Annotated in this window: 23 protein-coding genes; 13 read left to right on the top strand and 10 right to left on the bottom strand. The window is 68.8% G+C overall.

The window, feature by feature from the left end; genetic code table 11:
- Positions 1–9 precede the first annotated feature (9 nt).
- From ACWDU4_RS16845 to ACWDU4_RS16835, 3 genes are read left to right on the top strand one after another with little or no spacing between them, the layout of a single operon-like run.
- Positions 10–1,362, top strand: a complete 1,353-nt coding sequence (locus ACWDU4_RS16845) for an MFS transporter (RefSeq protein ID WP_450115046.1) — start codon at positions 10–12, stop codon at positions 1,360–1,362.
- A gap of 26 nt (positions 1,363–1,388) precedes the next feature.
- Positions 1,389–2,927, top strand: a complete 1,539-nt coding sequence (locus tag ACWDU4_RS16840; protein ID WP_450115045.1) for an AMP-binding protein — start codon at positions 1,389–1,391, stop codon at positions 2,925–2,927.
- Entirely contained in the window at positions 2,924–3,727 is an 804-nt protein-coding gene (locus ACWDU4_RS16835) for an enoyl-CoA hydratase/isomerase family protein (protein ID WP_450115044.1), read from the top strand. The genes ACWDU4_RS16840 and ACWDU4_RS16835 overlap by 4 nt, the downstream gene beginning before the upstream one ends.
- Positions 3,728–3,788: 61 nt before the next feature.
- Here ACWDU4_RS16835 and ACWDU4_RS16830 read toward each other — a convergent pair whose 3' ends face one another.
- Together ACWDU4_RS16830 and ACWDU4_RS16825 are read right to left on the bottom strand one after the other, a co-directional pair.
- Entirely contained in the window at positions 3,789–4,574 is a 786-nt protein-coding gene (locus tag ACWDU4_RS16830; RefSeq protein WP_450115071.1) for a peptidylprolyl isomerase, read from the bottom strand.
- An 11-nt stretch (positions 4,575–4,585) separates the two neighbouring features.
- Positions 4,586–5,467: a peptidylprolyl isomerase gene (locus tag ACWDU4_RS16825; RefSeq protein ID WP_450115043.1), complete on the bottom strand. Its 882-nt coding sequence runs from the start codon at positions 5,465–5,467 to the stop codon at positions 4,586–4,588.
- A 163-nt stretch (positions 5,468–5,630) separates the two neighbouring features.
- On the opposite strand from ACWDU4_RS16825, the gene ACWDU4_RS16820 reads away from it, so the two are divergent.
- Genes ACWDU4_RS16820 through ACWDU4_RS16810 form a run of 3 tightly spaced genes read left to right on the top strand, consistent with a single transcriptional unit; the run spans position 5,631 to position 8,226 of the window.
- Entirely contained in the window at positions 5,631–6,305 is a 675-nt protein-coding gene (locus ACWDU4_RS16820; protein ID WP_450115042.1) for an MBL fold metallo-hydrolase, read from the top strand.
- A 21-nt stretch (positions 6,306–6,326) separates the two neighbouring features.
- Entirely contained in the window at positions 6,327–7,607 is a 1,281-nt protein-coding gene (gene hisS, locus ACWDU4_RS16815; RefSeq protein WP_450115041.1) for a histidine--tRNA ligase, read from the top strand.
- Entirely contained in the window at positions 7,594–8,226 is a 633-nt protein-coding gene (locus tag ACWDU4_RS16810) for a hypothetical protein (RefSeq protein ID WP_450115070.1), read from the top strand. Before hisS ends, ACWDU4_RS16810 begins: the two co-directional genes overlap by 14 nt.
- Before the next feature lie 34 nt (positions 8,227–8,260).
- On the opposite strand, the gene ACWDU4_RS16805 is transcribed toward ACWDU4_RS16810, so the two are convergent.
- Positions 8,261–8,506: a WhiB family transcriptional regulator gene (locus ACWDU4_RS16805; RefSeq protein WP_450115040.1), complete on the bottom strand. Its 246-nt coding sequence runs from the start codon at positions 8,504–8,506 to the stop codon at positions 8,261–8,263.
- A gap of 401 nt (positions 8,507–8,907) precedes the next feature.
- Between ACWDU4_RS16805 and ACWDU4_RS16800 the strand changes: the two genes are divergently transcribed.
- Positions 8,908–10,170 carry a lipase family protein gene (locus ACWDU4_RS16800; RefSeq protein ID WP_450115039.1) on the top strand — a complete coding sequence of 421 codons (1,263 nt, stop codon included), beginning with the start codon at positions 8,908–8,910 and terminating at the stop codon, positions 10,168–10,170.
- Here the strand turns inward: ACWDU4_RS16800 and ACWDU4_RS16795 are convergent.
- The 4 genes from ACWDU4_RS16795 to ACWDU4_RS16780 all read right to left on the bottom strand — a co-directional run bounded on the left by ACWDU4_RS16795 (position 10,148) and on the right by ACWDU4_RS16780 (position 14,664).
- Complete coding sequence (locus ACWDU4_RS16795) at positions 10,148–11,089, bottom strand: 3-carboxyethylcatechol 2,3-dioxygenase (RefSeq protein ID WP_450115038.1); 942 nt, start codon at positions 11,087–11,089, stop codon at positions 10,148–10,150. The genes ACWDU4_RS16800 and ACWDU4_RS16795 overlap by 23 nt on opposite strands.
- An 8-nt stretch (positions 11,090–11,097) precedes the next feature.
- Positions 11,098–11,967 (bottom strand): alpha/beta fold hydrolase, encoded by an 870-nt coding sequence (locus tag ACWDU4_RS16790; protein ID WP_450115037.1) that lies wholly within the window; start codon positions 11,965–11,967, stop codon positions 11,098–11,100.
- Positions 11,968–11,988: 21 nt separating this feature from the next.
- Positions 11,989–13,722 carry a bifunctional 3-(3-hydroxy-phenyl)propionate/3-hydroxycinnamic acid hydroxylase MhpA gene (mhpA, locus tag ACWDU4_RS16785; protein WP_450115036.1) on the bottom strand — a complete coding sequence of 578 codons (1,734 nt, stop codon included), beginning with the start codon at positions 13,720–13,722 and terminating at the stop codon, positions 11,989–11,991.
- 240 nt (positions 13,723–13,962) lie between these two features.
- Positions 13,963–14,664: an IclR family transcriptional regulator gene (locus ACWDU4_RS16780; protein WP_450115035.1), complete on the bottom strand. Its 702-nt coding sequence runs from the start codon at positions 14,662–14,664 to the stop codon at positions 13,963–13,965.
- Between the two features lie 257 nt (positions 14,665–14,921).
- Between ACWDU4_RS16780 and ACWDU4_RS16775 the strand changes: the two genes are divergently transcribed.
- Positions 14,922–16,307 carry an MFS transporter gene (locus ACWDU4_RS16775; RefSeq protein ID WP_450115034.1) on the top strand — a complete coding sequence of 462 codons (1,386 nt, stop codon included), beginning with the start codon at positions 14,922–14,924 and terminating at the stop codon, positions 16,305–16,307.
- A gap of 259 nt (positions 16,308–16,566) precedes the next feature.
- Positions 16,567–17,571 (top strand): hypothetical protein, encoded by a 1,005-nt coding sequence (locus ACWDU4_RS16770; RefSeq protein WP_450115033.1) that lies wholly within the window; start codon positions 16,567–16,569, stop codon positions 17,569–17,571.
- A gap of 363 nt (positions 17,572–17,934) precedes the next feature.
- Here ACWDU4_RS16770 and ACWDU4_RS16765 read toward each other — a convergent pair whose 3' ends face one another.
- The 3 genes from ACWDU4_RS16765 to ACWDU4_RS16755 form a co-directional block, all read right to left on the bottom strand.
- Positions 17,935–18,555: an antibiotic biosynthesis monooxygenase gene (locus ACWDU4_RS16765; RefSeq protein WP_450115032.1), complete on the bottom strand. Its 621-nt coding sequence runs from the start codon at positions 18,553–18,555 to the stop codon at positions 17,935–17,937.
- A 568-nt stretch (positions 18,556–19,123) separates the two neighbouring features.
- Positions 19,124–19,702, bottom strand: a complete 579-nt coding sequence (locus ACWDU4_RS16760) for a hypothetical protein (RefSeq protein WP_450115031.1) — start codon at positions 19,700–19,702, stop codon at positions 19,124–19,126.
- Positions 19,654–20,760: an alpha/beta fold hydrolase gene (locus ACWDU4_RS16755; RefSeq protein ID WP_450115030.1), complete on the bottom strand. Its 1,107-nt coding sequence runs from the start codon at positions 20,758–20,760 to the stop codon at positions 19,654–19,656. Before ACWDU4_RS16755 ends, ACWDU4_RS16760 begins: the two co-directional genes overlap by 49 nt.
- A gap of 182 nt (positions 20,761–20,942) precedes the next feature.
- Between ACWDU4_RS16755 and ACWDU4_RS16750 the strand changes: the two genes are divergently transcribed.
- The 4 genes from ACWDU4_RS16750 (at position 20,943) to ACWDU4_RS16735 (ending at position 25,042) form a co-directional block, all read left to right on the top strand.
- On the top strand, positions 20,943–21,092 hold the full coding sequence (locus ACWDU4_RS16750) for a hypothetical protein (RefSeq protein WP_450115029.1): 150 nt from the start codon (positions 20,943–20,945) through the stop codon (positions 21,090–21,092).
- 1,735 nt (positions 21,093–22,827) lie between these two features.
- A complete protein-coding gene (locus ACWDU4_RS16745; RefSeq protein WP_450115028.1) occupies positions 22,828–24,237 on the top strand; it encodes a WS/DGAT/MGAT family O-acyltransferase in 1,410 nt (469 codons plus the stop codon).
- A 437-nt stretch (positions 24,238–24,674) separates the two neighbouring features.
- Positions 24,675–24,884 carry a hypothetical protein gene (locus tag ACWDU4_RS16740; RefSeq protein WP_450115027.1) on the top strand — a complete coding sequence of 70 codons (210 nt, stop codon included), beginning with the start codon at positions 24,675–24,677 and terminating at the stop codon, positions 24,882–24,884.
- Positions 24,881–25,042 carry a hypothetical protein gene (locus ACWDU4_RS16735; protein WP_450115026.1) on the top strand — a complete coding sequence of 54 codons (162 nt, stop codon included), beginning with the start codon at positions 24,881–24,883 and terminating at the stop codon, positions 25,040–25,042. Before ACWDU4_RS16740 ends, ACWDU4_RS16735 begins: the two co-directional genes overlap by 4 nt.
- Positions 25,043–25,062: the final 20 nt, after the last annotated feature.

Here is a 25,062-nt window from a genome sequence, read left to right as displayed (position 1 = left end):
AGACACGACATGAGCTCCGACACCGTGGGCGTGACACCGCAGCCCGGCACCACCACCGAGGCGCCACCGAAAGCCGGCCGCGCCGCCGTTGCCGCGGCGATCTCCACCTCACTGGAGTGGTACGACTTCTTCATCTACTCCACCGCTGCCGCGCTGGTGTTCAACTCGACCTTCTTCGCCACCGGCAACGAGGTCGTCGCGGCGGTCAACTCCTTCGCGACGGTCGCGGTCGGCTTCATTGCCCGGCCGATCGGTGGAGTTCTCGCCGGCCACTTCGGCGACAAGGTCGGGCGCAAGCCGGTCCTGGTCGCCGCCGTCGTCATGATGGCCGTGGCGACGTCACTGATCGGATTCGTGCCGAACACCGAGATCGTCTGGCTCGCACCGATGATTCTCGTGACACTGCGGATCTGCCAGGGACTCGCGGTCGGCGCGCAGTGGGGTGGCGCGGTGCTGTTGGCGACTGAGAACGCACCCGCAAACCGGAGAGGATTCTTCGGCAGCTTCGCCCAGCTGGGTGTGCCGATCGGCGTCGTACTCGGCAACGTGGTGTTCCTGGTGATCACCTCGACCGTCGCCCAGGACTCGTTCCTGAGCTGGGGGTGGCGCATTCCGTTCTGGATCAGTCTGGTGATGCTGCCCGTTGCGTTCGCGATCCACCGCTACCTCGAGGAGACTCCCGAGTTCAAGAAGGTGGCGAAGAAGCTGGACGAGGCGCCCACGGTGGAACGCTCGCCGATCCTCGAGGTGCTGCGCAAGAACCCGGGCACGGTGCTCCTCGCCGCCGGTTCGAACGCCATCGGAATCATCTTCTTCTACACGATGATCACCGGCTCGGTCCAGTTCGTCACCACTTACCTGGACGTCGAACGTTCGACCGTGCTCACCTACATTCTCATCGCCTGCGCGCTGCAGATTCCGCTGGTGCCGCTGTTCGGCCACCTGTCCGACCGGTTCGGTCGCAAGCTGATCTTCGGTCTCGGTACCGCCGCCATGACGCTGTGGGGCCTGCCGATGTGGCTGCTGATCGCCGCATCCGGTCCCGGCAAGGTGTGGCCGTTCGCGATCGCAGTGATCGTCGGCGTCGTGGCCATGTCGTTCCAGACCGGAACACAGGGAACCCTGTTCTCCGAGCTGTTCCCGCCGGAGGTCCGGTTCTCCGGAGCATCGCTGGGCTACCAGATCTCCGCCATCGTCGGCGGGTTCGCACCGATGGTCATGGTGCTGCTCGTGGGCGGCGACCCGGCCAACGCGTGGAAGGTCGGCGCGATGATCGCGGTCGGCGGAGCGATCGGACTCCTCTGTCTGCTGGCCATCGTCCGCAGGTACTCCCAGCCGAACGAGCCCGCGCTCGCATCCTGAAATCGCGACGAAGGAGGACGAAACCGATGGTGGACTTCCCGGACACCCACGCCGTGACAGACCCCGACCGGCCCGCGTACATCATGGCGGACACCGGCGTCGTCGTGACCTATCGCGAGCTGGTCGACGACTCCCGCGCGATCGCGGCGCTGTTGTGGTCGCGCGGGATGCGGCACGGCGACTGTGTCGCAATCCTGATGGAGAACAATGCGTGGTTCCTCAAACTCGCATGGGCGGCGCAGCGCATCGGGTTGCGCTACGTGACGCTGTCGACGCGGCTGCTCGCCGACGAAATCGCCTACATCCTGAGGGATTCCGGTACGAAGGTGCTGTTCACGAGCGCCCGGTACCTCGAGTCCGCGGCCGGGGCCGCAGCGGAACTGCCGGCGACCGGTCACCTGTTCACGATCGACGATCCGGGACTCGGGTTCGAAAACCTCTCGGCCGCAGTCGCATCGGTCCCCGGGTCGGTGGCGGTGGAGGAGTGTGAGGGCGTCGACCTGCTGTACTCGTCCGGGACCACCGGTCGGCCCAAGGGCGTCATCGCGGAATTGCCCCTGCATCCTCTCGGGACCCCGCCCGGCGTCGCCCAACTGCTGCACAGTCGGTGGGGAATCGACCGCGACGCCGTGTACCTGTCGCCGGCACCGCTTTATCACGCGGCGCCGTTGCGGTTCAACATGACCGTGCACCGGCACGGCGGAACCTCGATCGTGATGGAACGCTTCGACGCGGAGCGGGCGCTCGAGCTCATCGAGCGGTACCGGGTCACACACACCCAGATGGTGCCCACCATGTTCATCCGGATGCTCAAGCTGCCGGACGTGCAGAGGACCGGACACGACGTGTCGTCGCTCCGGGTTGTGATCCACGCCGCCGCGCCGTGCCCACCGGACACCAAGCGCGCAATGATCGACTGGCTCGGACCGATTGTCCACGAATACTATTCGTCGACCGAGAACTGCCTGTTCACCGCGCTGGACTCCCGCGAGTGGCTGGCGCATCCGGGATCGGTCGGCCGTCCGCTGCTCGGAGCCGCGCACATCGTCGACGAGACCGGGCAGGAGTTGCCCGCGGGTGAACCGGGCACCATCTGGTCCGAGGGCGGCCTGCAGTTCGAGTACCTCAATGATCCGGAGAAGACCGCTGCCTCGCGCAACGACCGGGGCTGGACCACGGTTGGCGACCTCGGCTACCTCGACGAGGACGGCTTCCTGTACCTGTCGGACCGGCGCGCGGACCTCATCCTCTCCGGCGGAGTGAACATCTATCCCCGCGAGGCCGAGGACGTGCTGGTCGTGCACCCGAAGGTCGCGGACGCCGCGGTGTTCGGGGTACCGCACGACGAACTCGGTGAGATCGTGCACGCCGTCGTGCAGCCCGTACCGGGTGTGACGGCGGGCCCGGACCTGGAGGAGGAGTTGCTCGCCTTCTGTCGGGAGCGGCTCGCGACCTACAAGTGTCCGCGCCGCATCGACTTCGAGGCCGAGTTGCCGCGCCATGCGACCGGCAAGCTGTACAAGCGACTCCTGCGCGACCGGTACACCCGGACCGTGTCGCGGTGAGCACCGTCGAGGTCGTCCGGCCGGTCGACGGCATCACGCAGGTGACGTTGAACCGGCCGGACGCGCTCAACTCACTCACCGCGGAGATGGTCGGGGAACTGAGGGAGGTGCTCACCGACATCGGGGCGGACCGCTCGTGCCGGGTCGTCGTGCTCACCGGGGCCGGCCGCGCGTTCAGCGCGGGCCTGGACCTGAACGGCTACGGCGACGAGGACGAGGTCGCGGCGGAGGGTGTGCTCGGGCGGACGCTCTCCCGTCAGCGGGAGATCGCCGGGCTCGCCCAGCAGCTCCACGAGCTACGGCAGCCGGTGATCGCGGCCGTCAACGGTCCGGCCGCAGGGGGCGGGCTGGCACTGGTGTGCGCGAGCGACATCCGGATCGCCGCGACGCCCGCGGTGTTCGCGGTGTCGTTCATCCGAGCCGGCTTCTCCGCCTGCGACATCGGGGTGTCGTGGCTCCTGCCCCGGATCATCGGGGCGGGGAGGGCACACGAGCTGATGCTCACCGGTCGCCGATTCGACGCCGGTGAGGCGCTGCGGCTCGGTCTGGTCACCGACGTGGTCCCACCCGATGAGCTGCTCGACGTCGCGCTGGCGAAGGCGGGGGAGATACTGCTCAACCCGCCGCTGTCGGTGGAGCTGACCAAGCAGGGTATGTGGATCGCCCTGGAAACCGCGTCGTTCGACGCGTCGGTGGAGTTCGAGAACCGGCAGCAGGTGTTCACCGCGCTGACCGAGGACCGCGCCGAGGCGACCGCAGCCTTCCTCGGGAAGAGGCGCCCGACCTACCGCAGGCGCTGACGTGTTCGTGCGTGGTGTGCGGGTACCTGACCCGCACACCACGCATCGGTCGCGGAGCGGCCTAGCCGACCGTGACGGTCTCGATCTGCACCGGGGTGTTCGGCTTGCCACCACCGGCGGACATCGAGCCGTCGTCACCGGCCGCGGCGACCTTCTCGATCGTGGCCAGGCCGTCGTCGGAGATCGTGCCGAAGACCGTGTACTGCGGGGGCAGCACCGAATCCTCGTACACCAGGAAGAACTGGCTGCCGTTGCTGCCCGGGGCACCCGAATTCGCCATGGCCACCGTGCCACGCGGGTACTTCACCGGCTGCTGCGCGGCCGGGTCGTTGGCGGCGTATGCGGTGGTCGGGTACTCGTTGTCGAAACCGTAGCCGGGGCCGCCGGTGCCCTGCCCGGTCGGGTCGCCGCACTGCAGCACCTGCAGGCCCGCGCTGGTCACCAGCCGGTGGCACGGGGTGTCGTCGAAGTAGCCCTGCGTGGCGAGGGAGACGAACGAGTTCACCGTGCACGGCGCTTCGGCGCGGTCCAGCGTCAGGCCGATCGGCCCCTGTGAGGTGGCCATGGTGACCTGCGCGGTGCCGACGGTGGAGACGTCGGTCGTGGTCGGCGCCTGCACCGGCTTGGCGGCCTGGCGGGAGGACGAGGGGTACTCGCAGGACACCGTCGACGCGGCCGGAGCGGGGACGGCGGGGAGCGCCGCGAATCGGGACAGGTCCGGCGCCTGCTGGGTGGTCTGGGCCGCGGCTGTGGTGGTCGACGAGGACTCGCCGCCGTTGTCGGACGAGCACGCGGTCGCGGTCAGGGCCAGGCCGACGCCTGCCGCGGCGACGATCGTACGAATCATCGGGGTACGCATCATGCCGCCACGGTAGCGGTCTGGATCTGCACCGGGGTGTTCGGCGTGCCGCCACCTGCGGACATCGAGCCGTCGTCACCGGCTGCGGCGATCTTCTCGATCGTGGCCAGGCCCTCGTCGGAGATCGTGCCGAACACGGTGTACATCGGCGGCAGCGGCGAGTCGTCGTACACCAGGAAGAACTGGCTGCCGTTGCTACCGGGCTGGCCGGTGTTCGCCATCGCGATCGTGCCGCGCGGGTACGTCACCGGCTGCTCGATGTTGGGGTCGTCGGGGCTGTACTGATCGGTGGGGAACTCGTTGACGAAGCCGTAGCCGGGACCGCCGGTGCCCTGACCGGTCGGGTCGCCGCACTGCAGGATCTTCAGGCCGGTGGTGCTCAGACGGTGGCATGGGGTGTCGTTGAAGTAGCCCTGCTGTGCGAGGGCGACCATGCTGTTGACCGTGCAGGGCGCCTTCGCGCGGTCGAGGCTCAGGCCGATCGGACCCTGGTTGGTGGCCATGTCGACGGTGACGGTGCCCTCGGTGGAGACCGCAGTCGCGTTCGGCATGGTCGCCGGCTTGGCCGGGGTCTGGCCGTCGGGCATGTAGGTGCAGTCGACGGTGGCGGGCAGTGCCTCCGCGCGCGCGGCCGGCATCGCCCCGGGCGTCGAGTCGGGCATCGAGTCCTGCGACTCCGAGGCCGTGGTCGACGCGTCGGAGGAGTCGTCGGAGCGGGTCAGGCCGAAGACGATCGCGCCGGCGGCGACGACGAGGACAGCGCCGAGGACCGACGCACCGATCGTCATCCGCTTCCGTTTGCGGTCCCTTTCGGCACGGCGTTCGAGCTGTCGCTCCAGCTTCCGTTTCGCGGTCTGGCGACGCTGCTCATTGCTTGGCACTGCTGCTTACCTCCGGATCTGTGCCCTGACACGGCGACGCCGGGGTTCGACGTCGGAATTCTCGGTGAACGAGTGTGCCACCCGAACCTGTGAAACAACTTCACAGTCGGGGACATAGGCTGTGCGGTGGCCCCTTCCCCTCACCCCCGTAGGAGCGATTGCCGTGCTCGTCACCGGATTCCCGGCCGGCGCCTTCCAGACGAACTGCTACATCCTCGCGCAGGACGGCGCGAGCGAGTGCCTCGTCGTGGACCCTGGCCAGAACGCGGCGGAGCCGCTCGTCGAGTTCCTCGGCAAGCAGTCACTGACCCCGGCCGCCGTGTTGCTGACCCACGGTCACCTCGACCACACGTGGTCGACGGCGCCGGTCTGCGAGAAGTTCGGCATCCCCGCCTACATCCACCCCGAGGACCGCTACATGCTGTCCGATCCGCTGCGCGGCACCGGCGCGGCGCTGTCCGCGATGATCGGCGACACCGAGTTCCGGGAGCCGTCCGAGGTGATCGAGCTGGCCGACGGCGACGTGCTGGACCTCGCGGGAATCACGATCACCGTCGACCACACGCCCGGCCACACGCAGGGCTCGGTGGTGCTGCGGACCACCGCGGACACCGATCAGGGGCCGGTGCCGATCGCCCTGACCGGCGACACGCTGTTCGCCGGCTCGATCGGGCGCAGCGACCTGCCGGGCGGCAACCACGAGCAGCTGCTCGCGTCGATCGCGGCCAAGCTGCTGGTCCTCGACGACGGGACGGCGGTGCTCCCCGGGCACGGCGGCGCGACGTCGATCGGGCAGGAGCGGGCGTCGAACCCGTTCCTGGTTGGACTGTCCGGGTAGCGGTAAGGAAAAGTAGAGATCGTGAGCAAGTCCAGCAACACCGCCTTCTCCGCGCCCAAGGGCGTACCCGACTACGTGCCGCCCGTGTCGGCGGAGTTCGTCGCCGTGCGCGACGAACTGACCCGCGCCGCCCGGCTGGCCGGATACGGCCACATCGAGTTGCCGATCTTCGAGGACACGGGCCTGTTCGCGCGGGGCGTCGGCGAGTCCACCGACGTGGTCAGCAAGGAGATGTACACCTTCGCCGACCGCGGTGACCGCTCGGTGACCCTGCGGCCGGAGGGCACCGCCGGTGTGATGCGCGCGGTGATCGAGCACGGTCTCGACCGCGGGCAGCTGCCGGTGAAGCTGAGCTACGCGGGTCCGTTCTTCCGGTACGAGCGCCCGCAGGCCGGCCGGTACCGCCAGCTGCAGCAGGTGGGTGTCGAGGCGATCGGCGTCGACGACCCCGCTCTCGACGCCGAGGTGATCGCGATCGCGGACGCCGGGTTCCGTGGGCTCGGCCTCGACGGCTTCCGGCTGGAGATCACCTCGCTCGGTGACGACACCTGCCGGCCGCAGTACCGGGAGTTGTTGCAGGAGTTCCTGTTCGGTCTCGACCTCGACGAGGACACTCGTCGCCGGGCGGAGATCAACCCGCTGCGCGTGCTCGATGACAAGCGCCCGCACATCAAGGAGATGACCGCCGGCGCGCCGCTGATGCTCGATCACCTCTCGCAGGAGGCGAAGGCGCACTTCGAAGAGGTGCTGGCCCACCTGGACGCGCTCGGGGTGCCGTACACGATCAACCCGCGGATGGTGCGCGGCCTGGACTACTACACGAAGACGACGTTCGAGTTCGTGCACGACGGTCTCGGCGCCCAGTCCGGGATCGGCGGCGGCGGACGCTACGACGGCCTGATGGCGCAGCTCGGCGGTCAGCCGCTGTCCGGCATCGGGTTCGGGCTCGGCGTGGACCGGACCATCCTGGCGCTGGAGGCGGAGGGCAAGGCCGCGTCGACGCCGGCTCGCTGCGAGGTGTTCGGGGTGCCGCTCGGCGACGAGGCCAAGGGCAAGCTGGTGGTCATCGCCGCGCAGTTGCGTGCCGCGGGGATCCGGGTCGACATCGCGTACGGTGGCCGCGGCGTCAAGGGCGCGATGAAGGCCGCGGACCGGTCCGGTGCGCAGATCGCGCTCGTGCTGGGCGAGCGGGACATCACCGACGGTGTCATCGGGGTCAAGGACCTCGCGACCGGCGATCAGCGGCAGGTGCCGCTGGACTCTGTTGTCGCGGAGGTCGGTGCGGTCCTTGCCGACCGGTGACGCCGGGTCCGTCGAACTGGACCTGGTCCCCACGCACCTGATCGTTCCCCGCCTGCGGCGCCTGGCGCTGCTCGCGGTCGCGCTGGGTGTGGTCGTCGGTGTGATCGTCGGGTTGTTCGCGACACCGACCACCGGGCTCGTGGTTGGCGTTCTCATCGGGCTGCCGACCGCGCTGTCGGCATTGCTGGTGACGCGGCGTCGAATGTGGATGAGCGGCACCGTGATCCATGCACATTCCGGGGTGCGGACGGTGTCCGTGGATGTGGCGCAGGCGGTCAGCGCGGAACTGCTGGTGCGCAGCGGACGGGTGTCGCAGGTGGCGTTGAAGGTCGGGGACGGCAACCGCCAGATCACCGTGCCGCTGGCGCTGTACACCACCGACGGCGGCCGGGAACTCGAGGTGCTGCCGCTGCGCGCCCTCGCCGACGGACTGGTCTCCGGTGAGCTGGCTCCCGCGGTCGCGATGTCCGCGGCACTGATCGCCCAGTTGCGGGCCGAGGCCCGCGGTGCCGGCCTGGAGGAACGCCCGCTCTACCGCGCCGTCCAGCTCGCCCGCGAGGCGAACCGGGTGCCGCAGACCGTCCTCACCGACGACGAGGTCGTGCGACTCACCGACTGACCGTCGCCTGTGAGGCGGTCGGGCCGCTACCCGTTCAGCGGATCAGCTTGCCGCGCCGGTACTCGTGGCCGCCCCACACGCCACTCTGCGCGGACTCGCCGGCGAACACTGCGCACTCGGCCATGATCGGGCAACGTGCGCAGACGGCGGCGGCGTACTCGAAGGTTTCGGACGGGTCCGGGAACCAGCGGTCGGGATGGGCATCGCCGCGGCAGGCGGCGGTTTCCCAGTCGGCGGGGTTGTCGGTGAGCGGAAGCAGATCGGCCAGGGTCTGTGTCATCGTTCGTACGTCCTTCGCTGTGCCCACGCGCACAGCGGCGGGGCGGGTGGCGGCAAGCCTCGTTGGCTTTGGCGGGGTGGTGGTTCTCGGACGCGATGGGCCCGTGGGTGGCGAATCGCCGAACGGCGACCGCGGTCCCGGGGCTTGCGCGCCCCGAGAGGGGAGCGTCAGCCGACGCGGATCCCGGTGTCGGGATTCTCGCCTGCCCCGTTCCGGGCGGCCGGTGGAGACATGTGCTGCGGGTACGAGCTGGTGTCCATCGGGCGCTCCTTCCGGTCGTGGGGCTGGCGGTGTTCGGCGACCCAGTCTGCCATGGCTCGCTGCGGTGAGAGCGGAATTGTTGCCGACATCGCATCGAGTCGGTGGTCACAGATCGCGGCGCCCGCAGCCACAATGCTGGGGTGAACGGAAACCGAAGGATCGCAGCAACGGCCGCCGCGTTGGCGGCCCTGTGGGCGACCGGCTGTTCCGCGGAGGGTGAGTCGCCGCAGGGGGCGCTTCCCCCGAAGGTGGAGGCGTCGACCGCCTCCGCCCCGGCTCCGCAGGGTGCCGAGCGCGGCGAACCGGTAGGCGATCAGCAGCTCATCGACACGACGGTCACCACCGAGGGAGTGACCGCGCGCCGGATCACGTACCGGTCCACCTCGGGTCTCGACGGCGGGGGTACCGAGGTGACGGGGGTCGTGTTCATCCCACCGGGCGCTCCGCCGGAGGGCGGCTGGCCGATTGTGTCCGTCGGACACCCCACCACCGGTGTCGACGACGCGTGCGCCCCGTCCGGACACCCGGACCTGCTGGGTGGCGTGGCCATCGTGGATGCGCTGCTCGCCCGCGGATTCGTCGTGGTCGCCTCCGACTACCAAGGCCTGGGCACCGACGGCCCGCACCCGTACCTGGAGCCGAAGTCGGCCGCATACAACCTGATCGATGCGGTCCGCGCGGCGCGGGCGATCGTGTCCGGTGCATCGAACAGGTGGGCGGCGTTCGGCATCTCGCAGGGCGGCCAGGCGTCGTGGTCGGCGGCGGAGCATGCGGCGGACTACGGTGACGGGCTCGAATTCGTGGGGGCGGCAAGCCTGTCCCCGGCGGCGGACCTGTCGTACATCGCCGACGACCTGAGCGGCATCGAGTTGACCCTGTCGCAACAGATCTTCCTGCCGTTGCTGCTCGCCGGCATCGAGGTGCAGCACCCGGACCTCGATCCGGGGCGCTACGTCCACGGCACGCTGGCCGAGAACGAGGACATCTTCACGGCCTGCGCCGGGACGAGGACCGGCGAGAAATGGGATGCCGCGCTGCGGATCACCCGAGCCGACAGCATGCCGTCCACCGCCGCCGACACCGACCGGATGCGGGAGTGGCTGCGACAGATCGCGCTGCCGCAGCGCCCCACCGCCGCCCCGCTCCTGGTGGTGGTCGGTGACACCGACGACCTGATTCCGGCCGACTGGACGCGGGCGGCGGTGGCGAAGGCATGCGGCATGGGCGACCTGATCGAGTTGCAGGATCGTCCGGGGGAGGGGCATGCGGACGCGCGGGCGAACCCCGGCGCGGTGGCGTGGATCGCGGACCGGTTCGCCGGGGTGCCCGCACCGAACACCTGCGCGGCCGACGTGCCCCCCCTCCCAGCCCTGATCGGGTTCAGTGCAGCGTCGCGGTGGTGACGGCGAAACCGGCGATGTATTCCTTGATGGGGCGGTAGAACTCGTAGGTGACGTCGTACTCGCCGCACGCGCGCAGCGCCGAGTAGGCGGCGACCCAGGTGCGTACCTCGTGGGAGGAGTGCCCGGCGACGGCGTCCATGCCGTCGGCGGTGTAGCGGTCGAAGTCCTCGACCCGCCCGGAGCGGCAGATTGCGAGGAACTCCCGGTCCCAGTCGGGGTTGAGGTCCATGATGTCGGCCTCGCCCGCCGCGAACCTGCGTGCGGTCTCGATGGTGCCGGCCTGCCGGTTGGCGCGGAACTCGGGCGTGGGATTGCGTCCCGCGGTGAGGAATTCACGCTGCGGCTCGGTGGCGGTCGCCCACTGCGGGACGGGTGGGTCGTGGGAGAGTCCGCCGGATCCGATGAACAGGACCCGCTTGTCGAGTGCGGCGAAGTACTCGCCGATCACCTGGCCGAGTTTGCGGACACGCGAGACGGGCACGAACGGCCGGGCGACCGAGTTCACGAACATCGGCAGCACCGGTTTGGCGGCGGCGTTGCCGTCGTAGAGGATCTCCATCGGCTGGACGGCGCCGTGGTCGACCTCCATGCGGCGCGAGATCGTCAGATCGATCTCCTGGTCCGCGACGAACTGCGCGAGGTCCTCGGCGATCGCGGTGGGCACGTCGAGGTCACCGGCGTAGGAGTCGTAGTCGCCGACGCCGTGGGCGGCGAGGCCCAGGCAGAACGGCGGCAGCATGTCGTAGAAGAACCCGTTGAAGTGGTCCGGTCCGAAGTTGACGACGAGGTCGGGGTCGAAGGTGTGGACGAACGAGCGGGCGTGGTCGAAGGCGGCGTCGACTGCGGCCTTGACGTCGGCCGGAGGGTTGGCGTGGTCGAGCAGCGGGCTGTGGGACATGCACAGCAGTGCCTGGGGCATCGCGGTGCCTACTTTCCGGTGACGCCGTGGCGTGCCAGGTAGTCGCCGATGACGGCGTTGAATTCCTCGGCGCGTTCGACCTGGGACCAGTGGCCGCACTGGCTGAAGATGTGCGCGTCGGCGTTGGGGATGACGTTCAGCAGGTCCCAGGTGCGGGAGACGGGGATGACGACGTCCTGGACGCCGTGGATGAGCAGCACCGGAATGTCCAGCTTCGCGAGGACATCGAAGTCCAGCGGCAGTGCGTGGCGGTCGCGGTCGCGGGCGGCGACGACCTGCGCGAGCCGGTCCGAGGCGGTGTCGTTGAGGGCCGACTGGTAGCGCAACGACACGAGCTCGTCGGTGACGAGGGACTTGTCGACGACGAACAGTTCGAGGGTCTTGCGGATGCCCTCTTCGGTCAGCGTCGGGTTCGCGTGGCCGGCCAGCGCCCCGGTCAGCTTCGCTCCGCCGGTGCCCATCGACACGACGCCGAGCAGTCGTTCGGGGAAGTCGATCGCGAACTGGAAGGCCAGCCAGCCACCGAGGGAGTTCCCGACGATCCACGTCTTGTCGATGCCGAGGGCGTCGAGGACGCGCACCGCATGCCGGACCCATTCCCGGATGCCGTACTCGGTGCCGTCGGCGACGACGGTCTGGCCGTAGCCGATCGAGTCGATCGCGATGCAGCGGCCCTGCTCACTCAGCTGGGGCAGGTTCAGCCACCAGTTCGCGGCGGCGGTGACGCCGGTGCCGGAGCCGTGCAGGAACAGGATCGGGGTGCCCTCGCCGACCTCGTGGTAGTGGGTCAGTTCGCCGTCGGCGGTCGGCAGCCACTTGTCCTCGAGGGCGAAGAACGCGTCGGTGGTGTAGTCGGGAATCGAGACGGTGCTCGTCATGGTGTTCTCCTGCGGGTCGATCTAGACGGTGGCGGTTTCGCGATCATCCTGCGCCGCAACCAGTTCCGAGGGACGGCCGCGGAAGTGCATGGCGTCGAGGATGGCGTCGAGTGTGGCGGGGGCGTGCTGGGCCAGGCAGGCGCCGGCGACGAAGCGGTCGGGGCGGAGGAACACGATCGGTGTGGGACGGTCGTCGAACCACTTCTTCAGCCGACCGGTGTGGTCGCCGAGCACCAGCACGCGCGGGTCCATCCGGTTCTGCGCCCAGACTCGCTGGGTCTCGGGGACCACGGCGACCAGGCGGGCGCCGAGCGCCTCGAGCTTGTCCAGCGAGGCCCGCGGGAGCATGTCGGTCGGGTCGTTGCCCCAGACGATCACCGACCACCAGTTCCCGATCGCGTCGTCGAGCAGAACGTTCTCCTGCCCGTTCGCGTGGACCCGCGGCTGCGGGAACTGGACGCCTACGGGCGAGACCTTGGTGTTCGCGGTACGCACCGGAATCAGCTTGCTGGTGAGTTTGCCGGCGGCCCGTCCGCCTGCCTGCGTGGTCGGGTCGGCGAGGACGCCGCGGGTGTAGCGCGGCATCGGCTTGAATCGCATGTCCGCGAAGTAGCTCTTGACCTGCGGGAAGAGATTCAACGCGGTGGACGCCGCGTCACGTGCGGCCGCCGCGAACGGGTTGGTGATCTTGATGAACCTGCCGAACGTCAGGGACAGGTCGACCATCGCCTTGGCGTGGTCCTTGCGCTCGTCCGTGAAGGTGTCGAGCAGGGCGTCCCCGGCCTGACCGGAGAGCACCGTGGCGAGCTTCCAGCCGAGGTTGGTCGCGTCGCGCATGCCGGAGTTCCAGCCCTGACCCATCCACACCGGCATCAGGTGCGCGGCGTCACCGGCGATGATCTGGCGGCCCTTGCGGAAGTGGGATGCGACCCGGCCGTGGTGGGTGAACACCCGCCTGCGGATGAAGTCCAGGCTCGTCGGATCCGGAACATGCTCCGCAAGAAGGGAATTGACGTACCCCGGATCGGTGACCTGGTCCTCGGACTCGTCGTCGTGGAGCATGAACTCCCAGCGGCGCACCCCGTGCGGGAGCCCGATCGAGACGTACGGGCGCTTCGGGTCGGCTCCGAGGAAGACGTTGGGTGTGCCCAGCGGGTCGTTGTTCACGTCGACGACAAGCCAACGGGTGGAGGGTGATTCGCCCTCGAATGTCACGCCGAGGCGTTTGCGGGTGGGGGACTTGCCGCCTTCGCAGCCGACGAGGTACTCCGCGCGGAAACGTCGTTCGTGCACCTCGCCGTCGGCGCCGACCGTCCGGGCCACGGCGGTGACCGACGTGGCGTCCTCTTCGACCTCCTCGACCCGGTGGCCGAAGAGGACGCGCACGTTGTCGTAACGGCTCAGGCCCTCGTGCAGGGCGCGGTCGACCTCGGGCTGGATGAAGCCGTGCTTACGCTCCCAGCCGAACTCTTCGGTCTGCGGATTGTTGACCAAGATGACCTTCCCCGCCCCGTTGACCAGCCGCATGATGTGCTGCGGGTTGGTGTGCGGGCGGACTGCGTCGACGAGGCCGACGGTCTGGATCGTGCGGAACGACTCGTCGTCGAGGCCGACGCCGCGCGGGTAGTCGATCAGCTGGTCGAGGGCTTCGAGCACGGTCACCGACCGGCCGTACATGCCCAGGATGTTCGCGAGCATGAGCCCGACTGGTCCGGCGCCGACGATGACGACGTCACTGTCTTCGGTGGTGTTCATCGCTCCCTGCTCTGGTACTGCGCGGAATGCGCCGAGGTCGCCCCGTGACCCGCGACGCACGTCGCTAGATGTTCGTTATGTGCACACTCATGATCGTTAGTTGCACGCCTGTGGTCACTATGTGAGCACGGTCGCATCGCGGGTGTCAAGGCTGGGGTCGGTGAAACGACGAGACCCGCCTCGGCGCGGTGCCGGGGCGGGTCTCGTGTCGGGAGGTGTGAGTCCGGATGAAACTCCAGGTCACATGGCGTATCGGCTGAGTTCCGCCGCTGCCGCGAGTGTGGCGTCCACGGAACTGTCGATGAGGTCCTTCGAGGCGCTGATCAAGGTCAGGCAGGCGGCGGGTTCGTTCGCCGGGCGCGTCAACGGGACGCCGAGACCCCAGTAGCCCGCCTCGACCTCGCCGAAACTCACCACGTAGCCGGTGCGCCGGCCCTCGGTCACCCGGGTGTCCTCGTCGGGACGTGGCGGCAGCGCTGCGAGCAGGGCGTATCCCGCCGCTCCGCGGCCGACGGGGTGCCGGCCGCCCTGCCGGAACGACACCCGAACCGTCGAGTTCGCGGGTTCGGTGACGGTGACCGCGACGGCGTCGTCCGCCTCGGCGACGAACAGCGCGACGCTCGCGCCGAGTCGGTTCGCTAGGTCCTGCATCAACGGTGTCGCCTGCTCCCGCAGTCCCGAGTACACCTCGCGGGCGAGCGCGGCGAGACCACCGGCGGCGCGGTACCGCCCGTCGGGGCCGCGGTTGATCAGCCGGTGGTCCGCGATGGTCGAGAGCAGCCGGGTCGCGATGCTGCGGTGCACGCCGAGTCGATCCGCAACGTCCTGAATCGTCAGTCCCCCAGGGGAATACGCGACCAATTCCAGTGCGCTCAGGCCGCGGGCGAGGGTTTGGGTGCCCGCGGCGCGGGTCGACAGGGTGTTCGTCTCCGGAGTGGCCACAACTCACCTTAAGTCGCAGCGGGTGACCGTCGCTCACACGAGCCGACAATTGACATCGGTCGTGAGCGCTGTCACTCTGGGCTCCGCCGCGAGTGTTCCGGAGCCCCGCCGTCCCTCGCGATCACCCCTCTCAGCGCAGCCACGGACGGTGGTCCGACTGCGTCGCCCTCGATCTCCGCACCAGCCGTGCCGACGTGACGATTGCCGTCGCGCGCCCACGATGCCGGGGATCGACCCCGCCCGAAAGGCCCGACAAGATGGACATTCGCGAGGCGATTCGTACCCAACCGATGCGCCCCTTTCAGATCCGGACGATCGTGATCTGCTTCCTGCTGTGCATGGTCGACGGATTCGAGATCCTCATCATGGCGTTCGTCGCGCCGCACCTGAGCAAGGACTGGGGCCTCGACTCCGTCCAGGTCGGGTACCTGCTCAGCGCCGGACTGATCGGTATGGCAGTCGGGGCGTTCGCCCTCTCGCCGCTCGGCGACCGGCTCGGCCGGCGGACGATGACGATCGCGTGCCTCGGCCTCGTCACCCTCGGCATGGGATTGTCGGCGGTCGCGTCCGGCCCCGAACAGCTGATCGCCTTCCGGGCATTCGCCGGACTCGGTATCGGTGGCATCGTCGCCGGTCTGAACATCCTCGTCTCGGAGAACAGCAGCGACAAGCGGCGCGGTCTCGCGCTCGGCATCTACGGTGCCGGCCTGCCCGCGGGTGTTGCGCTCGGCGGCGCGATCTCGGGTGTGCTGATCACGCAGTGGGGTTGGCGGTCCGCGTTCGTGTTCGGCACGGTCGTCACCGCGATCCTGCTGCTCGTGGTGATCCGGTCGCTGCCCGAGTCCACCGAGTTCCTGATCGAGAAGCGACCGAAGAACGCACTCGAGAAGTACAACGCGATCGCCACGAAGCTCGGGTACGAGACGTCCGCCCGCCTTCCGGAACCGGTGGCCGCCGAGCAGGTGCGCAGTGTCCGCGGCGGACTTTTCACCGGCATCATGGGCCGGCGCACCGCGATGCTGTGGCTCGGCTACTCCTGCCTGATGGCGGCGTTCTACTTCGCGAACACCTGGACTCCGAAGCTGCTCACCGATGTCACCGGTGACGCGGGCACCGGCACCGTGGCCGGTGTGCTGATCAACATCGGTGGTGTGATCGGTGCGCTCGTGTTCGCCGCGCTGACCATGGTGGTGCGGCCCCGGATCGTCAACACGATGCTGATGTTCGGTGGGGCGGTCGTGTTCGCCGCCTACGCAACCGGATTCGAGATCGTGGCGCTCGGTATGGCGCTGTGTGTCCTCGTCGGAATGGCCGCCAACGGCGGTGTCGCCGGCTACTACGCGATCAGCCCGTCGGTGTACCCGGCAGCCGTCCGCGGCACCGGTGTCGGGCTGATGATCGGAGTCGGCCGGCTCGTCTCCATCGTCGCCCCGATCCTCACCGGCTACCTGCTCCGCGGTGGATGGACGCCGGAGAAGCTCTACTACCTCTTCGGTGGCGTCCTCGTCGTCGCCGGCGTGTTCATGTTCGCCCTCGACCGCACCTACCGCGGACGCAGCGAGAACCCGGAAACCCCGGACGCGATGAGCGACGATCAGGATCCCGGAGATCGGGGCCCGACCCGGACGGCCTCGTACGCGTAGACCTGGAACACACCGATCCCGACCGAGCACCTGGCCTCGGTGCCCGCCACGACAATCACGCGGGTTTGTCGAAGGCAGTCTTGACCCAAAAAGACGAGTAGTCCACCACTCGTGCCCATCTCGCCCTTCGGCGAGCACGATGTCTTTGGTGACGAGTGCACGCGATTGTGTCCGTCACACATCACCGGCGTGGCGCTCCCACACCGCTGTTTCGGATTTCACAACACGACTGATCCGGCCGAGGAAGGGTGAGTGTGCGATGACACGGATAACGATCAACGGCGTATCCCTGGACCCGGTGATGCAGTCGGTCGCGTTGATGGCGGCGGCGCCGGAAGTCGCGGACGCCACTCGGTCCAACTACGTCCTGGTCCAGACGCGCGCGCCGTTGTCGGACGACGAGAAGGACCAGTTGGCGGACCTGGGAGTCGTCATCCACGAGTACGTACCGGACGACACCTACCTGTGCGGCTTCCAGCCAACGGATCTGGCACCGATTCGCGCGTTGCCGTTTGTCACCTGGGCGGGGGTATACCTGCGCGGATTCAAGATCAATCCCTCGTTGCGGACGGCTCCGGCCGACCCGTCCGCCTCGATCGTGCCGACCGGCATGGCACATGGACCCTCGCGAAAGCCCCGCACGGTCGACGTCGTGCTGCACGACGACGCGGACAGCACGTCCACCGCTGTCCTGGAACAGCTCTCGGCGGCCACCAGGCTCGACCCGACGGCACTGCACGCGGGACGGCGCAAGGTGAGGCTCACGGTCGAGGAAGGTCAACTCGACAGGATCGCCGCACTGGACCAGGTGCACCACATCGAGGAGATCCCTCAGCGACAGCTGTTCAACGATCGGTCACGCCAGATCATCCACGCGAACACCGTCGTGAACAGCACGACCTATCAGGGCGCCGGCGAGGTCATCGCCGTGGCGGACACCGGTTTCGACCGCGGCTCCACCGCCAACGTCCACCCGGCTTTCACCGGGCGGGTGGCCAGGCTCTACCCGCTGGGGCGGCCGAACCCGGTGTGGAGTGACCCCCCAGGGGCCGCGCTCCAGAATGATCTCGACCTGATCGTACGAGCGGCGAACGGCGCCGAGCGTCACGGAAACATGGGCGCGTCCACGAGATTTGACCGCCTGAACAACGTTGAGCAGGTCGTCTGGACGACCGTGCCGCCCGGAAAGGCCGACATCATCATCCGGGCGTTCCGGATCACCAGGTTCCCGCAGCCCTATGCGTACGTCTGGCGCCTCATCTAGACGGTAACCGGAAGGTTCACCAGGTTTGAAGCGTGCCAGTCTGGGGAGATGACCGAACGCGTGCAGGCGCTTCGTTGACGCCGGAGGAGAGTGAGCGACTGCTGCAGGCATGGCTTCTCTCCCTGATTCTCAGCACAGCGCGTACGCGTCGACGGAAGCGAGCGAATCCCGCCTGTGAGCGGATCGCACGCCCCACCCTCACCGAGGACGGCGGGAGGGCCCCGGCGCTACGGTTCGTACGACCCTCGTGTCCGTGTCCGTGTCCGGGTCCGGGTCCGGCTGGGATATGTTCGGGAGCCCGGCGATCGTCACCGCGGGCGTCGACCTCGCGGGGTGGGCTCGCACACCTCGAGCACCTCCCGGTCATGCCAGCTCGGGTACGCGCAGATGCGCGAGCGCGAGCTCGAACTCGCACACCTCGAGAACCTCTGCGCCGGCCTCCTGGATGCCGACGACCCGGTTCGCGGCCGCCTTCTCCCGGTTCCGGTCCATGGCCTCGTGGCTGTCGAACGTCTCCGAGGACACCGCACGGCCGGTCGCGCGGTCGACCAGCAGGCTGGCGCTGCAGAACCCCTCGAGATCCTCCATCATCGGAAGCGCGGCGACCTTGTAGATGTCGATGGCCCGGTCGGCCTGATCCGGCTCGACCTTCACCCAGATGGCTCGCACGCACGCGCCTTCGTGGGAGCGGTGGTCCCGGTGCAGGACGGCGATGTCCCACTCCTCGACCTCGGTGGTGCCGCCGAAGATGTCCGCGGCCCGCTCACGGAGGGGCCGGATCCGCTCCGCGGCGGCCCTCATGGCCTCCTGGGACTCCCATGAGCTGGTGGCGATGCAGCGACCGGACTCCCTGTCGACGAGCAGGGACAAGCCGACACATCCGTCGATGCCCTCGAGTGCGGGCAGCACCACGTCTCGGACGTGCGTGACACCAGCGTCGATGGAGGAGGGTTGCGCCTGGATTGTGGTTGAACGTGCGTACACGATCGACCCCTTCCCTGACGGGGCGGCGCCCCGGTGGCGCTGCCGGTCCACCTCCACCCTTCTCCCATCGCCTGTGGGTGGCAATGCACTTCCGGGTGTCGGTAGCCGCACCGGTGACCGGGCCCCGGGCGGTGCATCGTCGGGGTGAGCTCGTCTCTTCATGAGTATTCCGGCAACCGACAAGCGGGATAACGGCGTTTCCGCAGGGCAGCGTTGCGTTGCCGGTGAGGGGAGGGGACCGGTCCGGGAGGGACGACGCGTACCGGACAAATCTGGCCACGCCCGCAGGAGCATTGGTCGGCGGGCGTGCTGCCGAACCCACTCTCGGACTGCGGTTTTCGGGTGCAGGTGTTGCGGCAGAGCTCACATGCCCACGGTCGGCTTGTACCTGCTGTACCTGGATTTCAAGGTCGACGGGCACGTGCACACGACCCGGTTCGTCCTCGACGCCACACCGGGCGCCGGGACCTACCGGTACGGGCCATGAGAAGGGCGCCCCGGGCCCGGCGGCCGGTGAGCCCGTTTGACCGGTGCCCCGGCACCATCGTGTCGGGGCACCGGTCGTCCATCAGGCGGGAAGGTCCCTGACGTAGCGTCCCGGTGCAGGACCGAGGGGGCGGTCGATGTTGTCGAGTTCGGGAGATGAAACACGCTCTCCCGACCTGCTGCCGACCCAGTCGGCCCACGCCTCCCACCAGGTGCCCGAGACGCGGTCTGCTTGGTCGAGCCACTGCTGCGGGTCCGCGCCCGGCTTCCCCCCGGTCCAGTAGTGGGACTTCGGGTTCCCGGGCGGGTTGACGAGACTGGCGATGTGCCCGGAGAAGCTGAGCACGAATGTGGTGTCGTCCCCACCGAGCAACTGTGTGGTGCGGTAGCAGTTCTTCCACGCGGTGAGATGATCGTCGATCGCACCGGACACGAATGTCGGCAGCGTGACGGTCGACAGGTCGACGGGGGTGTCGAGCACCGTTGCCGCTCCCGGCTTCGTCAGGTGATTGCCGCGGAAGAAGTCGAGGAACTGCGCGTGCAGGGCTCCGGGAAGGTTGGTTCCGTCTGCATTCCAGGCGAGGATGTCGAACGCGGGCGGAGTCCGGCCCATCAGATAGTTGTTGACGACGTAGTTGAACACCAGGTCGTCCGGACGCATCCAAGTGAAGGCACTACCCATGTCGCGGGCGCTGATGATGCCGTTGCGCAACGAGCGGCGACGGGCGAACGAGACGAGGTTCGGCGAGGCGAACGCGCCGAGCTGTTCCTTCTTGTCGAAATCGAGCATGGTGACGCATAGGACATCGAATGCACCCGAGTGTCTCCGACGGCCGCGAGATGGGTGAGCAGGGTCGTTGCGATGAGGCCGCCGGCGCAGAATCCGATGAGGTTGACGTCGTCGCTGCCGGTCTGCTCACGAACCGTGTCGATGGCGTCGGACACCCGCTGAGCGTAGGTGTCGAGATCCCAGTCGCCCTGCTCCCGTTGGGGGTTGCGCCACGACATCATGAACGTCTGCAGTCCTCGGGAAACCGAGTACTCGACGAAGCTGCGGCCAGGGCGCAGGTCGAGGAAATAGAACCGCCCGATCGGCGGGGGCACCACCAGCACCGGGCGCGAGTGCACGGTGTCGGTGGTCGGGTGGTAACGCAGTACTTCCGCTACTTCGTCTCGGGCCACCACCGCACCCGGGGTGAGGGCGAGATCGCGGCCGACCTCGAAGGTCCCCGGCTCGACCATCGTCGGCATGCCGCCGTTGCGGCGCACATCGGTGGCATAGTTCCGCGCGCCTCGCACCAGGTTCATCCCTGCCGTATCGAAGGTTTCCTTCACCGCGGCGGGGTTGGTCGGCAGGTAGTTGGTCGGAGCCAGGCCGCTGACGAGGATGCGTGAGACGAACTTGAGCTGGTGTGCCCGGTCGGGGTCGGCGTACTGTCCGATCTCGTCGGTAGCGCGGTCGATCTGCTGCGCGGACGCGAGGTATGTCTGCAGGATGCGCCGGTACAGCGGGTTCGTCGTCCACGCGGGATCGGCCCAGCGACGATCCCCCTTCGGCGGCGTGACCTCCGACTCGCCGAGTGCGATCCGGGTGAACTCACCACCGAATCGAGCAGAGCATTCTGCGACCACCTGCGCACCGCCGACTGTTCCACCGACCACTCCGGCCACCTGGCCGAGGCGACGTCGCAGGCCGCCCCCAGACATGGGAATACCCATGTGCACCAACTCCTTTTGCTGCCAATGGCGTATGACCTCCGCAAGCTAGCAGTTGACGCAACTTACTCGCGCGTCGTCTCGAGTTCCGCAGCTCGCCGAAACCCGGCTGGCCGCAGTGGCGCCAGGCGTGGGAGTCACGCGGATCGACTGCCGGCCGCGCCGCACTCGAAACGCGTGCGCGGGTGAAGATCGCGATCGCCGAAGCGGCCGGCGTGGATCAGCGTCACGAGATCGAACGGGCCCGGCGCGCGGGCGTGCTCACGCCGCGAACCGAGATCACCGAGACCGGAGGGTACCCGGGGTCGGAGAGTCGGCAGCTCGCGATGCGGTAACCCGGAAACAGCTGTCTGCCAGTGGAAATGGCACAGCTTCCGGGCAGGCCGCGAACGCGACGCGATCTTCGCACCTGATTCGAAGTCCACCACTGCACGGGGCGCTGTCGCAGGCGGTGCGGCACCGTCGTGCACATGAACCGGGGGGTGTGACCGAGCGCGGACGACCGGAAAGGGGGCCGACCGATGCCCGAGAACAAGCACACACCGCGACGCGAGCCCGGTGAGCTGGGCACGGGCGCGCGGGTGCTGGTGCGTCGGCCGTCCGAGTCGGCTCGGATCCGTTCCGGTCAGCGGAACCAGGCGAGGTCCGGGTTCTGCTGTGCGGGGTGGCCGGTGAGCGGCTGTAAAGAGTGCGGTGCGCGTGAGATTCGTCATCACTCGCTGGCTCCGGTACAGGATCGGGGCGGGCACACGCCGGACCGGTACGTCGTAGCAGTCGAGGTAGTCGGTGATCTTCTTGTGGAAGCCCAGTTTGAACTGCCCGACCCCGTGCAGCGGCTGTGTCGGGTCGTCGATGTGCCGGGACGACGGCGAACCGTAGAAGTCGTAACGCACGCACCCGGTCTCGCGTGCCCAGCGCGAGGCGATGTCGGGCGGCGTCGTCCTCGAGGATCAGCGGGTCGACGCGGATGGTGGCCACGCCGGTCTCGGCGGCCAGGGGGAATCAGTGCGTCGATCCCCGCGCACGAGTTCTCGGGGGTCGTCGGTCTGGCCGAGTTCGAGTTCGTCGACCGCCCCACCGGTCGATCTCGTGCGGCTGCGGGATCCGGGCGACTGATGCCGTCCCGTGCCGCCCGGCCGCAGATACCTTGCCGGGCAACACGTTCTCTCGAGTCACCCTCATGGCATTCCATCTCGTCGGGCTCCGACCCCCTGGGCGGTCGGTCCGCGGCTCCCAGGCCCGGAGCAGTTGCCTCCGCTCGTGATCCGGCGCACCCGGGCAGTCACTGTCTCGCTAATCGGTTTCCCTCGCCCCGGCCCCGACGGCGGTGGCCCGATCATCCGGGTGCCGGGCGGGATGTCATTGGTCGGATGACCAAGCGGGTCCGGGATCCGCTGGCACACCGGAGGATCGAACGTGGGCGGACGGGTGGTCCCCGGATCCGGAATGCCGGCCCCGGTTCGATGTGGGAGGAGATCTGCGATGCCGACGGGACGCGTCGAGTGGTTCGACGCGGAGAGGGGCCATCGGAGCTCGAATCTGCGCTTCGCTCCGATTGCCCCACCAGGTCCCGGCTGTTCGGCGAACCTGCCGACCGTCGTCCCGGCGCCCGTCTGCATCGGCGGTGACAGTGGGCGCCCCGTGGTCGTCATTCCGGGCGACGCTCAACAGTCCGCACGCCGAACCGCCGCACCAGGTTCCGGTGGAGACCGTGTCGGTACCGCTCGCCCACACCGGAGACCGAACGGTGGTCGCCGGTGCAGACGCGGGGTGGGGGCGGGGAAACGCTCGGTCACCAGGGGAGACGTCGGTCGACCCGGGTTCGGGCACGCGGTCCGGTGATATGACATCGGGTGCCGAAATCTCTTGCCGCCTTACGTAATTGAACGATTGTCCGGGTGGTGTCGGTCATATTTGTGATGTAGAAAAGACCCGAGCGGCACCCGATCGTGATTTGCCTCACATGTTGGTGTGACCGCCGGACACATTTGAAGACGCCTGCACACAGAGCTCCGTCGGGGAGCCGGACCGCTCGCGGTCCTGCGCGGACTTACTGGAAGGGCCGAAGTTTTGCTGTTACCGATGTCGCCGACCGATTCGATGTTCCTGCTCGGCGAGTCCCGTGACCATCCGATGCACGTGGGGGGCTTGGCGGTGTTCGAGCCGCCGGAGGGTGCCGACGCGCGGGATGTGCGTGCGATGCTCGATGCGGCGCTCGCGCGGGGCGAGGTGTCGGCGTTGCTGCGCAAGCGGGCCGCGCGGTCGGTGACCTCGTTGGGGCAGTGGGGCTGGGTGACCGACACCGAGGTCGACCTCGGTCATCATGTCCGCCACAGCGCGCTGCCTGCGCCCGGCGGTGTGACCGAGCTGATGGACCTGGTCGCCCGGCTGCACGCCGGTCTGCTCGACCGCAGCCGGCCGCTGTGGGAGGTGCACCTGATCGAGGGCCTCGCGGACGGCCGCGTCGCGGTGTACATGAAGATCCACCACGCCCTCGCCGACGGGGTGTCGGCGATGAGGCTGCTGCGCAGCGCGCTCAGCGAGGACCCGGATGCGCGGGAGATGCCCGCGCCGTGGGAGCTGCTGGAGCGGCGCCGGCACCTGACGCTCGCCCCGGCGCCGGGCACCGGTCAGGACTCGGGCGGCTGGAATCCGCTCGACCTGTCGGGGGCCGCCGTCGGCGCGGTGAGCGGCGCCGCCCGGGAGGTGGCCGGCCTGCTTCCTTCACTCGCGGGCACCGTGGACCGGGCGCTGCACGGCCGCGGCGGTGCGCTGACGTTGGCCGCGCCGCGGTCGATGCTCAACGTCCCGATCGGCGGGGCGCGGCGGTTCGCGGCCCGGTCCTGGCCGCTCGAACGGCTGCGGCTGGTCGCCAAGCATGCCGACGCGACTGTCAACGATGTGGTCCTGGCGATGTGTTCGGGTGCGTTGCGCACGTTCATGGGCGCGCTCGGTGCGCTGCCCGAGCACCCGCTGATCGCCATGGTGCCGGTGTCGCTCCGTGGCGAGAATCGGGAAGTGTTGGCGGGCAACCGGATCGGGATGCTCTCGTGCAACCTCGGCACCCATCTCGACGATCCGGCACGGCGGCTCGAGGCGGTACGCGCGGCCATGACCGAGGGCAAGAATGCGATGGCCGCGATGAGCCGCACCCAGGTGCTGGCCGCGAGTGCGCTCGGCACCATCCCGTTGGCGCTCAGCATGTTCGGGCTCGGCGGGCCCCTGCGGCCCGCGAACGTGATGATCTCCAACGTGCCGGGACCGGGCGCGCCGCTGTACTGGAACGGCGCGCGGATGACCGCACTGTACCCGCTGTCGATCCCGGTCAACGGGCAGGCATTGAACATCACCTGCACCAGCACCGACGACGAGATCGCGTTCGGGCTCACCGGTTGCCGCCGCAGCCTGCCCCACCTGGCGCCGATGCTCGATCACCTCGACGACGAACTCGGCGCCCTCGAACGCGCCGTCGGCCTGTAGTGGACGCCGCGACGCACAGCCACAGACCCGACGGGGCCGGCACCGGCACCGGCCGCGCGCGATCCCGGGCCGCGTCGGCAGCCTCCCTCACGGGGGCGGTGGCCGCGACCGCGGCCACCGGCGGCACGGCCGTCGTGTCGAGCGGATCCGTTTCCCTCGGCGTTGCGGCGGCGGTGCTCACCGTCGCCTGCCTCACCCCCGAAGCCCACACACGACCCGACAGAGACAAGCGAAAGCGGCTCCGGCGCAACCGGAGTCACCGGACACAAACGACAGGATCCCCCATCCATAACCGTATCGACGGCACCGGCACTCGCCCGCCACACCACCGCGCGCGGCGGCTCGATGAGCACCGAGGAGATCAAGGCCCGCATCGAAGCCATGTACGCGGACGATCCGGCACCCGCCCCGCACGAATCGCCCGAGAGGAAGTTGGCGTGAACACCAACGTCGCGCAGTTGCTGCTGGTCCTGACCGCCGGGATCGGAGGTACGGCAGCGGCCCAGGCGACCCTCCGCCGCCGCGACCGCCGCGGCCCCCGCCCCAGGCCGCTCCGCCTCGGCGAACACATCATGCGCTCACACGAACAGGAACACCACGCGTCCTCGCCGCCGGCGGAATCGGCGGCGAGGACGACGGGTGGGTGACCATACCCGCCCACGTCGTCGGGGTGCCGATCACCAAGGTCACCGACGAGATGCCCCTCGAGTCCGACGTCGCCCGCGTGCGCGCCACCTCGCCGCAGGCGGCCGACCCGCCTGACCCGTGGGGCCAGAACCAGCAGGCCCCCCACCGCCAGGGCTGACCGAGATCGCGTAGTCGACC

The organism is Rhodococcus sp. NPDC003348, assembly GCF_053589375.1.
Note: the sequence above shows the minus strand (reverse complement) of the source record. Positions and strands in the feature narration are given on the sequence as shown.